We start from the raw sequence: 15,460 nt of genomic DNA on the forward strand, positions 1-15,460 counted from the left end.
CACAAACCCTATAAAAACAAAAACTCCAATTTAAATTGGAGTTTTTGTTTTTAGCTTAAAGTCATAAATGATATAAATACCGAATAAGACCGCAATCATCATTAATATAAAAATATTTTCATCAATAGGCAAACCAGGAGGAGGTGGAGGCTTTTTTCTTCCAAACGGAGACGGTGCGGGAGGATCACCCGCAAAAGCATTCATAATCCCAAAAAGGAAAATTATTAAAAAATAAAATTTGTTTGATTCAATCTTCATGGGCCTCAAAAATAGCAAATTTACTCAAATAAAAAAACCTATTAAACCATAAATAAGAAATACTTCCCTTATTACAACAAAGATACGTATTTTAGAGCTTATTGGTTTTCACTATAACTGACAAAACCCTAAAAAACAAATGTTTTAAAGGGTTTTTCTGTGGTCCCACCTGGGCTCGAACCAGGGACCACCTGATTATGAGTCAGGTGCTCTAACCAACTGAGCTATAGGACCGGTTAAGAGTTTGCAATATTACTACTATTTTTCATTCGCTCCAAATATTTTTGACTTAGATTTTCATATAGTTTTATTATTGAATGCTTTCAAATAGAAACTAACTGAATATTAGAATTATAAGTTTTTTTTATTAAAAAAACTATCTTATTTCCTGACATAGCTCAATCAAAACGCCATTAGTACTTTTGGGATGCAGAAAAGCAACCAGCTTATTATCTGCACCTTTCTTTGGAACCTCATTCAGGACAACAAACCCTTCTTCCTTTAAACGCGCTATTTCCAGTACAATATCCTCCACATCAAAAGCGATATGATGTATCCCCTCTCCTTTCTTTGCAATAAATTTCGCAATAGGACTATCTGTATTGGTTGCGGCTAAAAGTTCAATTTTATTAGGACCAACATTAAAGAACGAAGTCGTCACCCCTTCACTTTCCACTTCTTCAAATTTATAAGGAGCCGCTCCTAATAGCTTTTCAAAAATTAAATTCGACGTTTCTAAATCATTAACTGCAATCCCAATATGCTCTATTTTTTTCATTATTTAAATATTCTATTAGAAATTAATTGTAAAATTTAAAGGCAGAAAAATTGTATTTTTCTATAATTCATAAACCTTAAAACCATGTAAAATTACATATTAAAAATCACAAAAGCAGGAAGAATTACAAAAGTAAGCTTAGTTAAATACCTCACAATAATTCGATAAAAAATTTCGATTACATTAATTATAATTGTTATTTTGTAGATTCTAATTTTGATTTGATATGTTGAAAAACAATTTAAAATATATTTCCTTATTTCTGCTTTTACTTATGATTGGTTGTGCAAAAAGAGGCAGCATTACCGGAGGCTTGAAAGATACTATTGCACCCGTTTTAAAAATGAGTTTTCCTAAAAATTTCAATACTAATTTCAAAGGAAATGAGATTAAATTAGTATTTGATGAAAATATCAAATTAAAGAATCTAAACAAACAGTTGATTATTTCACCTCCAATGAAAAATGAACCATTGATTCTTCCAACAACTGCCAGTAAATTTATTACTATTAAAATAAAAGACACACTGCAGCCCAACACGACTTATAGCTTCAACTTTGGCCAGAGTATAGCAGATAATAACGAAGGAAATCCATTCAACCAGTTCAAATATGTGTTTTCAACCGGAGACTACATAGACTCTTTGTCTATTGGAGGAACTGTAAAAGATGCTTATGAAAAAGACGCAGAATCATTCATTTCTGTTATGTTGTATGAAGTAAATGATACTTTTAAGGATTCAATAGTATATAAAGAAAATCCAAGATATGTAACAAATACATTGGATAGCCTAAAAACATTCCGTTTAGAGAATCTTAAAGCAGGGAAATATCTTCTTGTAGCAATGAAAGACTACAATAGCAATAACAAGTTCAATCCCAAAAAAGATAAAATTGGATTTCACAAACAATTCATCTCTATCCCAAACGATACTGTCTACAACTTAGCATTATTTAGAGAAGTAGCTGCATTCAAAGCTTTCAAGCCAACTCAAGTATCAGGAAATAGATTAGTGATGGGATACGAAGGGAAGATTAATCAAGCCAATTCAAGACCTAAAATAATCTTGAAAAACAAGAATGATCCCGAAGCTTCGGGACTATCCACAATTGTTACCCAATTACCTAAAAAGGATTCCCTACAAATATGGTACAAACCTATAAAAGCAGATTCGTTAGCTTTGGCTGTTTCCAAAGAGAAATATAATGTGAATTTTTCCTTTAAAATCAAAGACCAGAAAAAAGACACTTTAAACATCACAGCCGTACAAAATGGCGTATTAAATTTCAGAGATCGATTCACTTTAGAAACCGCTACACCATTAACAGGTTTTGACAATTCAAAAATAAAATTGGTTAATAAAGCAAATACTGCTGTTCCTTTTACAACTGAATATGATGAATTCAACCAGAAATTGCATTTCGATTTTCAAAAAGAACCTTTAGAAAAGTATACTGTTTCGATTCTACCCGGCGCATTGACTGATTTTTTTGAAAAATCAAATGATTCATTAACGTATAAATTAACTACAAAAAGCACCGCTGAATATGGAAATCTTAGTGTGTCTTTACAAAATGTAAAACAATTTCCGGTCATAGTAGAACTAACCAATACAAAAGGAGAAATTTTAGCTACCGGATACTCTGAAAAAAACACAATAATCGACTTTAATCTAATTGAACCCGCACTTTATACCCTTAGAGCTGTTTACGACGAAAACAAAAATAAAGAATGGGATTCAGGAAGTTATTTAGAAAAACGCCAAGCTGAGGAAGTGATTTATTTTTCTAAGGAAATAGACGTTCGGGCTAATTGGGACGTTAACCAAGTTTTTGATTTAAGTCTTCCTTACATTCCTGAACCTAAAAAGAAAACGGATAAAAAGAATAAAAAACTATAATTTTTTTATTTCAAAAACATCTCTATCATTCAAAAAACCTAACTTTTGTCTGGTTTGCAGCATCTTTTCTTTATTTAATTCCGCAAAGAGAATACCTTCAGACTCTACTGGCTCGACAATGTAATTCCCAAGAAAATCTATCGCTTGCGAGTGTCCTATATACTGATAGCCATTATTGTCTTCCCCTATTCTGTTAACCCCAATCGCATAGCTCATGTTTTCAATTGCACGGGCTTTAAGCAATGCATCCCAAGCATTTGTTCTTATTTTTGGCCAACTTGCTACATAAATCAACAAATCATAATCCTCAGAATTCCTAGAGAATACTGGAAATCTTAAATCATAACACACTTGTAGGCAAATTTTCCAATCTAAATACGCTACAATAATTTTTTGGGTTCCGCTGGTATACACTTTATCTTCTCCAGCCAAAGTAAATAAGTGTTTTTTATCATAGAATTGGATTTCCCCTGATGGAAAAACAAATACCATTCTGTTATAGAAATTATTATTTTCTTCTATAACCAAGCTTCCCGTAATAGCTGTTTTTTTTGCTTTCGCCAAAGACTTTAGCCACATCATCGTTTCTCCTTGCATAGTTTCTGCAACATTTGCCGGGCTCATAGTAAATCCGGATGTAAACATTTCTGGGAGTACAATCAAATCACTATTAATTGCATTGATTTTTTCTTCGAAATAGTTTCGATTTGATTTTGGGTTTTCCCAATAAAGAGACGATTGAATAAGTGCTATTTTCATTTTACAAAATTACTTATTTATAGAATACAGACAACACCTAACACTCTTGGATTCTTTAATAACCACAAAAAGAACCTAACGGATATTTTTCTTTATTTCAGTATATCTATTTAAAATATACTATATACTACTTGTAATATAAATCAGCTAAAAACCATTTTGGGTATTTTTTACAAAACCCATAAGTACGAATTTTCTCAGCTACTTTAAATGCAATACAATAGCTTAAACTCCTTTCTTTTCTGAACAAAAAAAACTTCGTAAAAAAATTTCTTGCAAAAAAAATGCAAAAAATGCAAAAAAATCGCATTTCGTGAAAAAAATTATATACATTTGAATGCTAATAAAAACCAAAAAAACAATGAAAACCAAAAAATTATGAAAATCAAACTGCTATCTCTAGTGTTTATTGGGGGAATGATGCTCACAGTAAAAGCGCAAGAAGTTGCAACAAAAAAGCAACTAACAGAAAAAAACATCAACCAAATAGAAATTTCCGGTAAAATAGTCAGTAAAGATGACGGCGCAGCAATTCCAAGCGCAATGATATACGCTAAAAGCAATACCAAAATTTCTACAATATCAGACGCATCAGGAAAATTCAAATTAAAACTTCCCGAAAACGAAAGCACTATTATAGTGACCTACATGGGATACGAAAAAACAGAATTTAAAATAAACGGCTATCAAGAATTACTTATTAGTTTAAAACCTGCTGAAAATGTTTTGGATCAAGTTGTAGTTACTGCATTAGGTGTTAAAAAAGTAGCCAAATCAATAACATATGCTGTAACCGAATTAAAAGGGTCTGACTTCAATAAAGCCAAAGAAGCAAACATAGCTAATGCATTAGTGGGGAAAATTGCAGGTGTAAATGTGAGCAGCATGGCTACGGGGCCAAACGGTTCGAGTCGTGTAATAATTAGAGGGAACGGTTCTTTAAACGGAAATAATCAACCTATGTATGTGGTAAATGACCTACCTATAGACAACTCTCAACTCAATTTACCCGGCATTGGTAATGGAGCTAATTCCACCAGAATAAATGTAGACAGAGGTGATGGTATTTCAGGAATAAACCCAGACGACATCAAATCGATTACAGTATTAAAAGGAGGGACAGCTGCAGCATTATACGGAGCCAATGCAGCGAATGGAGTTATCTTGATTAAAACCAAAAGAGGTTCTGCACAAAAAGGAATTGGAATAGAGTACAATACATCCTTTACATTAGAAAACCCATTGGTAATTCCAGATTGGCAATATGAATATGGTTCAGGTGCCGGAGGAAAAAAACCTACTACACAAGCTGAAGCTATCGCCGATGGCCGATGGTCTTGGGGAGCAAAAATGGATGGTACAGACGTGATTCAATTTGATGGAGTGAAAAGGCCTTATAGCCCACAAAAAAACAATATCAAAAATTTCTATAGAACAGGTACTACTTTTACTAATTCAATCGCTTTATCGGGAGGAACTGAAAAAGCAAATGGGCGACTTTCTTTTTCGAATATGAATAACGAAAGTATTCTTCCTAATTCAGACTTTAATCGCAAGACAATCAATATGGCTAGTGATGTTAGTTTAACGGATTGGTTAAAATTTGACTTCGTGACTCAATATAATGTAGAAGAATCAAACAACAGACCAACTGTATCGGATGCTGAAGCAAATGCAAACTGGGGAACCTATATGATTGCCAATACAGTAGACATTAGAAATTTAGGTACTGGATATGATGCTAACGGAATAGAAGTGCCTTGGAACCCTGTGGCAGTTGCAACTAATCCTCAATTTGTCGTTAACAAGATTAAAAATAATGATAGCAAAAAACGTTTTATAGGAATGCTGAACGTAAAGCTAAATTTTACTCCTGATTTATTCCTTCAAGGACGTATTGGACAGGATTACACCAATTATAATTTCTTTGGATACATCCCAAAAACAACATTAAACAATCCTGTAGGCTATGTTCAAAGCACTAAAGCGACATTATCAAATTTGAATTCTGAACTTATTATGAATTATAGTAAGAAGAACATATTTAAAGATATCTCATTAAATGCATTGGCAGGAGTTAATTCCAGAACGTCTATAAGAGATGAAATAAACGCAAATGGTTCTGGTTTTGTATTGGAAGATTTCTATTCTTTAAGTAATTTATCAACATTGACTTATAGTTATCCTTATGGGAAAACGAAAACAAACTCAGCTTACGGATCTATTGATTTAGACTATAAAAATGTATTTTTTCTAGGTTTTACAGGTCGTCAAGATTGGTTTTCGACACTTTCAGCTAAAAACAATAATATTTTCTATCCATCCATAGGATCCAGTTTAATACTTTCTGACATTATGACTATGCCAAGTTGGATCTCATTTGCAAAATTAAGAAGCTCCTGGGCGCAAGTTGGTGGAGCAACTCCAGATCCTTATGCACTTAACGCTTCTTATTCGATGATTCAAGGTGGACATAACGGACAGCAACTTCAAGCTCCTACAGGCACAAGAGTTCCTAATTCAACGTTAAGTCCATTAACCTCAACAACCTTTGAAGCCGGTACTGATTTAGGTTTTTTCAAAAATAGATTAAATGTTGATTTTGCATGGTATAATCGTACCACCACAAATGACATTGTTGAGACTACAATTTCGGCCGGATCAGGTGCCAACACAGCATTGTTAAATGTAGGAAAAATGAGCAACAAAGGAGTTGAACTTTTGATTAGTGGCAAAATAATCAACTCAGGAAATTTTTCATGGGATGCCAGTATTAACGGATCTTATAACAAAAACAGAGTAGAAGCCCTAACGGATCAATTGAATTCGATAACTATGGCTACTTCCGTAAATGGTTACGTGACAATTGCGAGTGATGTTAATAGACCTTATAGCATCATAAAGGGATACAAACCCCTCAAAGACGCTAAAGGCAACACTGTATATAATGTAAGTGGTGGTTCTGCCAGTATTGTTAGAGGACCACTTGAAGAACTTGGTCAAGGTGTACATCCATGGGGAGCAGGATTCAACAATGAATTTAAATACAAAACTTTCACTTTTAGCTTTTTAATTGATGCGAAATTTGGAGGTAGTTTATACTCTGGTACTGATTTGTATGGAACACGTATGGGATTAACGAAATTAACATTAGAAGGTCGTGAAAACGGATTACCTATTAAAGGAGTTGATGTAAACGGAAACCCTGTTAATATGGTTATTGCTCCTGAAAATTTAAGAACCTATTACGATAATTTAAAAAACATCTCCTCTACTTTCGTATACGACGCAAGTTTTGTCAAACTTAGACAAGTAATCATTGGATACCAATTGCCTATAAGCAAGGTTAAAATGTTATCAAAAATACAAGGTGCTTCGATTTCATTTGTAGCCAGAAATTTATTTATCCTTTATAAGAAAACTCCAAATGTTGACCCAGAGTCTGTATTTAGTGCTGGTAACGCACAAGGTGTAGAGCAATTTGGAATACCTAAAACCAGAAGCTTTGGTTTAAGTTTGAATGTTAAATTATAAGCTAGTTTTTAATAATGATTTAAAATTAAAAGATATGAAAAAGACAATAATATATATAGCGGGTGTACTTTTATTAAGTATGTCAGCATGTACCAAAGACTTTGAAGAAATTAATACTAATCCAAATGCTGTAACGAAAGGGAATGCTAACTATCTTTTTAGCCAGTCCCAGCTAGATGGATTAAATAATAATTATTTCCTAACCTCAATCCTTGAGTGTGGGGGAATGCTACAACATTACGCCACTTACAAAGAAGCTTCAGGCGTAGGAGACAAATACCTCAACAATGAGGTTTATTATTCTGCTTTCTTTAATCAAGCTTACCCTGCTGGTATTAACGAAGTTTCAATTGTAACGAACTTGTTAAAGTATTCCCCAACCGATAGCAACAAACTTAATATTGCAAGAATCTGGAGAGCTTATATGTTTCATCGCATTACTGATTTATATGGAGACGTTCCTTATTCAGATGCTGCTAAAGGCGGAACAGACTTGGTCTTTTTACCAAAATATGACAGTCAAGAACTTATTTATAAAGACTTGCTAAAAGAACTGGATGAAGCGGCATTAGCATTGGATGCTTCTAAACCAAGTTTTGGCAAGGCTGATTTAATATATGATGGAGATGTTAATAAATGGAAAAAATTCTCTTATTCACTAATGCTTCGTTTGGGAATGAGATTAACCAAAGTTGATCCTGCACTTTCTAAAATTTGGGTAAATAAAGCAATTGCCGGAGGAGTAATCATTAATGGATCTGATAATGCAATAATGAAATACACTGATGGGCCAAACGATTACAATCGCAATCCAACCGCTTTTAGTCCAAGAAGAGATGATTTCACACAAGGGTCATACGGTAAAAAAAATGTTGAAGGCGGTAAACTTAGTAAAACATTCATCGATCTGTTGAAAGCGACTGCTGATCCAAGAATCAGTGTTTATTCTGGAGTTTGGGTAGGAACACAACAAAACACAAGCAGTGACATTCAAAAAGGATTTCCAAACGGTACAAATATTGCCCCAAGTGCAACAGAACAAGCTACTTATTCTGAACCAAATCAAAGCACTGTTTTCAAATATGATGCGCCACTTATTATACTTAGCAATACGGAAACTAATTTATATATGGCCGAAGCAGCACTAAGAGGATGGTACACTGCCGAAACAGATAAAAGTTTATATGAAAAGGCTATCAAAGCTTCCTTTACTAATGCAGGAATTTACGGTTCAGCCTATACTATAAATGATACAACACCCTATTTAACAGCTAATCCATTTATGACTACTGGTACATTTGATCAAAAGATGAATCAAATTCATACCCAAATTTGGATTGCTTTGTTTGTGGATGAACAAGAAGTTTATGCAAACTGGAGGAGAACAGGATACCCGGTTTTAACTCCGGTAAATTTTCCAGGAAACGTAACAAACGGCACAATTCCAAGACGTTTCAAATATCCAACAAGTGAATATTCTGTTAATTCAACTAACTTAGCAGAAGCAACTAAGCGTCAGGGCGCAGATACTTTCACAACAAAAGTGTGGTGGGATAAATAAAAAAGAATAGATAAATGAGTATTTTAATTCTCTCGGCATGCATCATCTTTTTGGTGTTACAAATAACATGGTTTAAAATTAATCCGTTTATCGCCTTTATTATAGTTTCGTTGTTGGCAGGCCTTTTTTTAGGTTTGCCAATAACAACGCTAACTCAAACAGTGCAAAAAGGATTGGGTGACATGTTGGGCTCAATTACCTTGATTATTATTTTTGGAACTTGCATAGGAAAACTTACAGTCTCTTCTGGAGCTGCAAACGTCATTGCAAAGACCATTATGAAATGGACTGGAGAAAAATATGTGCGTTTAGGCTTAATGGTTACAGGATTTATTGTTGGCATCCCTTTGTTTTACAGCATTGGATTTGTGCTTTTGGTACCTTTAATATTTTCAGTAGCGTATCAATTTAAATTACCTAAAGTCTATTTAGCTATTCCAATGCTGGCATCGCTATCAGTAGCGCATGGTTTTTTACCTCCGCATCCTTCGCCTATGGCGTTAAGTAATATATTGAATGCTGATATTGGTTTAGTATTAATTTATGGGATTCTAATTTCTGTACCAACCATTTTAATCGCTGGTTTATTATTTTCTAATGTATTAAAAAACATTAAATCTGGTTCAGAAAACACGATTATTCCAATTGAGACAACAACGGATGAAATATCACAACCCAGTTTTTTTATTAGCATTTTATCTTCATTATTTCCTGTTTTTGGGCTAACCATTACGTCTTTATTGCCTTTAGTTTGGAAGAATGAACAAGTAAGTATCATCTGCAAAACCATAGGAGATCCAAGTATTATAATGCTACTGTCCCTAATAATTTGCACCTACACTTTAGGAATACGCATAGGAAAAAGCATGAAGGTTATCATGGCAGATTACGCAATTGCAATCAAAGATGTTGCCTTAATATTACTTATAATTGGAGGTGCAGGAAGTCTCAAAGAAGTGATGATGGTAAGTGGCGTTAGTCAAACTATTGTTGAATGTTTAATAAAAATTGACATTCACCCTTACTTACTTGCCTGGCTCATCGCCGCATTGATACGCATCAGTATTGGCTCTGCCACTGCGGCCGGATTAATGACAGCCAGCGTTTTACTTCCTTTACTTCAGTTGCAAGGTCTCGACCCTAATTTATTAGTACTGTCTATTGGAGCCGGAAGCCTAATGTGCTCCCATGTTAATGATCCTGGTTTTTGGATGTTTAAAGAATATTTCAACACCAGCATCAAAGACACTTTTAAGTCATGGACAGTAATGGAATCTTTAGTTTCTGTCCTTGGAATTATTTTCGTTTTTATATTAAACTTTATTATACACTAATATCATGAATTTATTACCACAAGAAAAGTTTGAAACACTTGGCTTATCATTACCGCCTGCTCCTAAACCTCTTGGAATATACAAACCGTTTTTGATAGACGGAAAATACTTGTATTTATCAGGACATGGGCCTGTAAGAAACGACAAATCACTAATTATAGGACGAATCGGTGAAGACATGGATATTGAAGCTGGAAAATTAGCTGCTAAACAAGTGGGATTAACCATGTTATCAACCATTATCACTAATTTTGATAGTCTGAATTCCGTAAAAAGAGTCATAAAAGTCTTAGGCATGGTAAACTGCAGTTCTGATTTTTTGCAGCATCCTTATGTAATCAATGGTTGCAGTGAATTATTTGCCGAAGTATGGGGACAAGAAAACGGAATTGGAGTTAGAAGTGCAGTAGGAATGGGCTCATTACCTGACAATATTCCCGTAGAAGTAGAGGCAATTTTTGAATTATACTAATTATTATACAAATGAACACTAACACCCCACAACCAAAAGTAGCGACTATTGGCGAACTCTTATTACGAATGAGTGCAACTAATGGCTTTAGATTTACCCAAGCCAATGAAATGCGTGTTCAAACTGGAGGTGCTGAGGCAAATGTTTGTGTACTACTTTCCCAGTTAGGCATAAAAACAGAATACATTACCAGAATACCCAAAAACGATCTGGGTCAACTTGCTTTGAATGAGTTAAACAAATTCAATGTAGGCACTTCTCACTGCATTTTTGGTGGAGAACGCATGGGTTTATATTTTGTTGAAACAGGCAATCAAATAAGACAGTCTCAAGTTATTTACGACCGTAACAACTCCTCATTTGCAACAATTACATCAGAGGAGGTTAATTGGGAAACCGTTTTAGAAGGCGCTACCCATTTTCACTGGTCCGGAATTAGCCCTGCAATATCCAATGAAGCTACCCAAGTATGTAAAGAAGGAATCGTTGCTGCCCACAACAAAGGATTAACCATTTCTTCAGACTTTAACTATCGCTCTAAGTTATGGCAATACGGCAAAAAACCTTCTGAAGTTATGCCTGAATTACTTGCTTACAGTACTATTACAGTAGCAGACTTAGATGCTGTTGAAATTTATTTTGGCATCAAAACCGATAAAAACAGCACTGATGCTGATCGATTTCAAAAAGCTTACCAGCTATTAAAACAAAAGATGCCCTATTTAAAAACGCTTGCCATGAGTTTCAGAAAATCAGAGGGTCAATCCCATTTATATTCTGCAATGTTGATGCACGAAGCGCATTTTTACCAATCGAAACTACACCAAATACATTTGGTTACAGATCAAATTGGCTCAGGAGATGCATTTACTGCTGGCTTGCTTTACGGATTAATTAATAAAATGCCTCCGCAAGATTGTATTGATTGGGCTACCGCTTGTGGCGTTATCAAACAAAGTATTTATGGAGATTTTGCCGTGACTACCCCGCAGGAAATAAAACATTTTCTTGAGAATGGTCCTAGTAATCGAATTAGTAGATAATATTTATTTAACAAACTCATGTACGAAATTTTAAAAAAACAAGGTGTCCTTCCTTTAATCACTAAAGTAGACATCAATACTGCCGAAATCATAATGAAATCAGCATCAGATACCGGAATCAAGGTTATTGAGTACGCAGCACGTTCAGCTGATTCAATAGAAGTATTCAGCCGCATGATTGATTTTAAAAGAAAACACAACTTAGACCTGAAGCTATGTGTAGGATCTGTTTTGACAGTTAACGATGCCAAGCTATATCATAATTTGGGTGCAGATTGCATCGTTTGTCCACATACTGATGTTGAAATAGGAAATTATTGTATTGAAAATAATCTTTATTGGATTCCTGGTGCCGCAACTTTAAACGAAGTCCTTAATGCGAATAAATTAGGTGCAGAAATTGTCAAACTTTTCCCGGCAGATAAAATAGGCGGAGCAGATTATGTAAAAGCGATAAAAGCACCATTTCCAAACTTGAAACTAATGCCTACCGGAGGAGTAGCGCTCGAAGAAAAAAACTTAAAATCTTGGTTCAAATCAGGTGTAGTTTGCGTGGGAATTGGATCTAATTTATTTTCAAAAGAAACATTGGCTCAAATAGACTATGAAAAATCATGTCACTTATTTAAGCATTTAACTGAAATGGTGGGAAAATCAAGAAACTAAAGCTATGCAATATAATTGGTGGGAAATAAATCCGGAAACTCTTATCGACACGCCTTTCTTGGCTGTTTATACCGATCGCATGCAATTCAATATTGAAAAGCTGATAGCTTCCGTCGACGGCAATACCCAAAAGCTAAGACCACATATAAAAACACATAAAACCGGTGAAATTTTAGATCTTTTTAAAACATATAAAATTGACAAAGTAAAATGTGCTACAATAGCAGAAGCTGAATTGAGTGCCATGCATCATATTTCAGATGTTTTATTGGCATACCAACCTGCCGGACTAAAAAAAAATCGGTGGATTAAACTAATACAAAAATATCCGAGTTCCGTTTTTTCAACCATAGTTGACAATCTCAAAACTGTTGAAGAATTAGCTCAACTGGCAAAGGAAAATAATTTAACACTAAACATCTATCTTGACATTAATACCGGAATGAATAGAACAGGTGTTAATTTTACTGACAATTGGGAGAATTTAGCGAATAGAATAATTCAATTGCCAATGCTTAACTTTTTAGGATTACATATTTATGACGGGCATGTAAAAGGCACGATGGAACAACGTAAACAAGATGTTTTATATTCCTTTAATCAGATAAACAATCGTCTTTCAATCCTTCAACAAGGATTAGATTATAAATTGAAAATTGTTGCCGGAGGCTCAAATACATTTCCTTTTTATTCCACTATAAAAGATATTGAATGCAGTCCCGGCACTTTTATCTTTTGGGATGTCAATTACCAAATACAGTTGCCAGAACAGGATTTTAAACATGCAGCTGTAATTGTTGGAACCATTATTTCAAAACCTACGAGCAACACATTATGTATCGATATTGGATATAAATCTGTGGCTTCAGAAAATCCTTTGGATAAACGTTTAACTATTTTAAATGATAAAAACTTAATTCCAATTGCACACTCAGAAGAGCATTTAGTTTTTGAAAACAAAGGAGAAAAAGACTATGCTATTGGAGAAACAATTTATGCGCTACCCTATCATGTTTGTCCGACTTGTGCTTTATATGAATCGATACAAGTGGTAAACAAACAGGATAACATCAGTAATCAATGGTCTGTTTTGGCACGAAACAAAAAAATAAGTATTTAAAGATTAAACACAATAACCTTATGTTTATAATAGACGCACATCTTGACCTTAGCATGAATGCTATGGAATGGAATAGAGATTTAAGAAATGACGTAGCCACTTTGCGTCTTTTAGAGCATGGCATGACTGACAAACCAGATAGAGCGAAAGCTACCGTTTCATTCCCTGATTTAAGAAAAGGGAATATTGGAATTGTAGTGGCTACACAGATTGCCCGCTATGTAAAACCGGAAAGTAAAATACCGGGTTGGAATTCCCCTCAACAAGCATGGGCACAAACACAGGCGCAAATAGCTTGGTATAAATGCATGGAAGAAGAAGGTGAAATGGTGCAAATTACCGATAAGCAATCGCTACAAAACCAGCTCACATTATGGAATGACGGCACTCCCAATGAGAAAAAACCTATTGGATATATCCTAAGCTTAGAAGGTGCCGATTCTATTGTAGACCTATCCTATGTCGAAAAAGCTTACAACTATGGATTAAGAGCAATTGGGCCTGCACATTATGGACCTGGACGCTATGCAAACGGAACAGATGCTACAGGAAAAATGAATTCTAACGGAATTGAATTACTCAAGGAAATGGAACGTTTGAATATTATTCTTGACGCAACGCATTTATGTGACGATGCTTTTTGGCAAGCTTTAGAACAATATAATGGTCCTATTTGGGCAAGTCATAATAACTGTAGAAGCATAGTGAACCACAATAGACAATACAGTGACGATCAAATTAAAGAACTTATCAATAGAGGGGCTGTAATAGGAGGCGCCTTGGATGCATGGATGTTAGTTACCAATTGGCAAAGAGGCGTTTCAACCCCTATTGATAAAGACTGTAATTTAGAAAGTGTTTTCAAACATATGGACCACATTTGTCAACTTGCTGGAAATGCCCAACATATCGGCATAGGATCTGACCTTGATGGAGCCTTTGGTACGGAACAAAGTCCATACGATTTAAACACCATCGCCGACTTACAAAAACTGGTTACAATTTTTAGAAACCACGGATATTCTGAAGATGATTTAAAAAATATCTTCCATCAAAATTGGATTAATTTCTTACTGAAAAATTGGAACTAAAGAAAAACTAAACTTGGAACAGCCTGCTTATAGGATTGTAGTTTTTCGTTGTCCGAATCTACTTCTGTAACCACAAAATCTACTTCAGATAAGTTGGCTATTTTCATTTTTAATACTGTATCCAATTTTTCTGATATAGTGAGTATAGCTGTTTTATGAGAGGCTTGAATCATTGCCTTTTTTACTTGAACTGTTTCCCAATCAGAATCGGAAAAACCACCTTCAATATCTAATGCATTTGTTCCTAATACTAATAAATCAGCCTTAATATTTCCCAACTGATGATAAACATCGCCACTCACGCACATTTGACTATAGGAAGAGATGCTCCCTCCTATCATTATGGTTTTTATATTGGGTTTATCCAATAATTCAACTGCTGATAAAATACTTACCGTGAAAATAGTCAGATTCAAATCACTAGGAATCATTCTAATAAACTCTCTAATAGTTGTGCCACCGCCAATCAACAAAACCATGCCGTCATGAAGTAATCCAATAGTTTTATTAGCAATTATTTTTTTTGATTCTTCAGCATATGTTTGTGTGGAGGAAGAAGAATGATGGTAAGCTTTTGTCATGGCTCCACCTTTTACCTTTATCAATAATGACTCTAACTCTAACTCGTTTATGTCTCTTCGTACTGTGTCTTCAGATACAAATAACTGACTCGATAGCGTTTCAAAACTTACACGGGTATGCAAGTTTATCTCTTTTAAAATATGAGTTTTTCTTTCTTCTTTAGTGTAATTTACTAATTCATTATCATTCATGCCCTTCTATTTTTTAGAACAAATGTAAACAATTAATGCAATAATATTGCTATATAAATCAATCATTAACCAATCAATAAAGACAATACACTCGTTTTCAAAAGGCTTAACGCATAAATTTATTTTGCAAAAAAATTGCAAAATAAATTATCACTACCATTATAAACTTTA

At 34.3% G+C, this 15,460-nt stretch carries 13 protein-coding genes and 1 tRNA gene; 9 read left to right on the forward strand and 5 right to left on the reverse strand.

Annotated elements, in window-relative coordinates; all coding sequences use genetic code 11:
- Nucleotides 1–30: 30 nt before the first annotated feature.
- From ACM55H_RS00140 to mce, 3 genes are all read right to left on the reverse strand, one after another.
- A complete protein-coding gene (locus ACM55H_RS00140) occupies nucleotides 31–258 on the reverse strand; it encodes a hypothetical protein (protein ID WP_416834570.1) in 228 nt (75 codons plus the stop codon).
- Nucleotides 259–418: 160 nt separating this feature from the next.
- Nucleotides 419–492: transfer RNA gene (locus ACM55H_RS00145), tRNA-Ile, on the reverse strand.
- Between the two features lie 142 nt (nucleotides 493–634).
- Entirely contained in the window at nucleotides 635–1,036 is a 402-nt protein-coding gene (gene mce, locus ACM55H_RS00150; RefSeq protein WP_416834571.1) for a methylmalonyl-CoA epimerase, read from the reverse strand.
- Nucleotides 1,037–1,262: 226 nt separating this feature from the next.
- Here mce and ACM55H_RS00155 point away from each other — a divergent pair, with 226 nt between their 5' ends.
- A complete protein-coding gene (locus ACM55H_RS00155; protein ID WP_416834572.1) occupies nucleotides 1,263–2,936 on the forward strand; it encodes an Ig-like domain-containing domain in 1,674 nt (557 codons plus the stop codon).
- Here the strand turns inward: ACM55H_RS00155 and ACM55H_RS00160 are convergent.
- Nucleotides 2,931–3,695 (reverse strand): nitrilase family protein, encoded by a 765-nt coding sequence (locus tag ACM55H_RS00160; RefSeq protein WP_416834573.1) that lies wholly within the window; start codon nucleotides 3,693–3,695, stop codon nucleotides 2,931–2,933. The genes ACM55H_RS00155 and ACM55H_RS00160 overlap by 6 nt on opposite strands.
- Before the next feature lie 378 nt (nucleotides 3,696–4,073).
- Between ACM55H_RS00160 and ACM55H_RS00165 the strand changes: the two genes are divergently transcribed.
- Genes ACM55H_RS00165 through ACM55H_RS00200 form a run of 8 tightly spaced genes read left to right on the forward strand, consistent with a single transcriptional unit; the run spans nucleotide 4,074 to nucleotide 14,516 of the window.
- The gene (locus tag ACM55H_RS00165) at nucleotides 4,074–7,229 is read left to right on the forward strand and encodes a SusC/RagA family TonB-linked outer membrane protein (RefSeq protein WP_416834574.1); all 3,156 of its coding nucleotides are present in this window, start codon (nucleotides 4,074–4,076) and stop codon (nucleotides 7,227–7,229) included.
- Nucleotides 7,230–7,263: 34 nt separating this feature from the next.
- Complete coding sequence (locus ACM55H_RS00170) at nucleotides 7,264–8,790, forward strand: SusD/RagB family nutrient-binding outer membrane lipoprotein (protein WP_416834575.1); 1,527 nt, start codon at nucleotides 7,264–7,266, stop codon at nucleotides 8,788–8,790.
- A 14-nt stretch (nucleotides 8,791–8,804) separates the two neighbouring features.
- Nucleotides 8,805–10,124 carry a GntP family permease gene (locus ACM55H_RS00175; protein ID WP_416834576.1) on the forward strand — a complete coding sequence of 440 codons (1,320 nt, stop codon included), beginning with the start codon at nucleotides 8,805–8,807 and terminating at the stop codon, nucleotides 10,122–10,124.
- Between the two features lie 4 nt (nucleotides 10,125–10,128).
- Nucleotides 10,129–10,596 (forward strand): RidA family protein, encoded by a 468-nt coding sequence (locus tag ACM55H_RS00180; RefSeq protein ID WP_416834577.1) that lies wholly within the window; start codon nucleotides 10,129–10,131, stop codon nucleotides 10,594–10,596.
- 11 nt (nucleotides 10,597–10,607) lie between these two features.
- Nucleotides 10,608–11,639: a PfkB family carbohydrate kinase gene (locus ACM55H_RS00185; RefSeq protein ID WP_416834578.1), complete on the forward strand. Its 1,032-nt coding sequence runs from the start codon at nucleotides 10,608–10,610 to the stop codon at nucleotides 11,637–11,639.
- Nucleotides 11,640–11,657: 18 nt separating this feature from the next.
- Complete coding sequence (locus ACM55H_RS00190; RefSeq protein WP_416834579.1) at nucleotides 11,658–12,305, forward strand: bifunctional 4-hydroxy-2-oxoglutarate aldolase/2-dehydro-3-deoxy-phosphogluconate aldolase; 648 nt, start codon at nucleotides 11,658–11,660, stop codon at nucleotides 12,303–12,305.
- A 4-nt stretch (nucleotides 12,306–12,309) separates the two neighbouring features.
- A complete protein-coding gene (locus ACM55H_RS00195; protein ID WP_416834580.1) occupies nucleotides 12,310–13,425 on the forward strand; it encodes a D-TA family PLP-dependent enzyme in 1,116 nt (371 codons plus the stop codon).
- Between the two features lie 20 nt (nucleotides 13,426–13,445).
- Nucleotides 13,446–14,516, forward strand: coding sequence for a dipeptidase (locus tag ACM55H_RS00200; RefSeq protein WP_416834581.1), 1,071 nt, complete (start codon nucleotides 13,446–13,448; stop codon nucleotides 14,514–14,516).
- On the opposite strand, the gene ACM55H_RS00205 is transcribed toward ACM55H_RS00200, so the two are convergent.
- Nucleotides 14,513–15,289 (reverse strand): DeoR/GlpR family DNA-binding transcription regulator, encoded by a 777-nt coding sequence (locus ACM55H_RS00205; protein WP_416834582.1) that lies wholly within the window; start codon nucleotides 15,287–15,289, stop codon nucleotides 14,513–14,515. The genes ACM55H_RS00200 and ACM55H_RS00205 overlap by 4 nt on opposite strands.
- Between the last annotated feature and the right edge of the window lie 171 nt (nucleotides 15,290–15,460).

Origin of the sequence: Flavobacterium cryoconiti, assembly GCF_048158645.1 — a bacterium.
Taxonomy (GTDB): Bacteria; Bacteroidota; Bacteroidia; order Flavobacteriales; family Flavobacteriaceae; genus Flavobacterium; species Flavobacterium cryoconiti.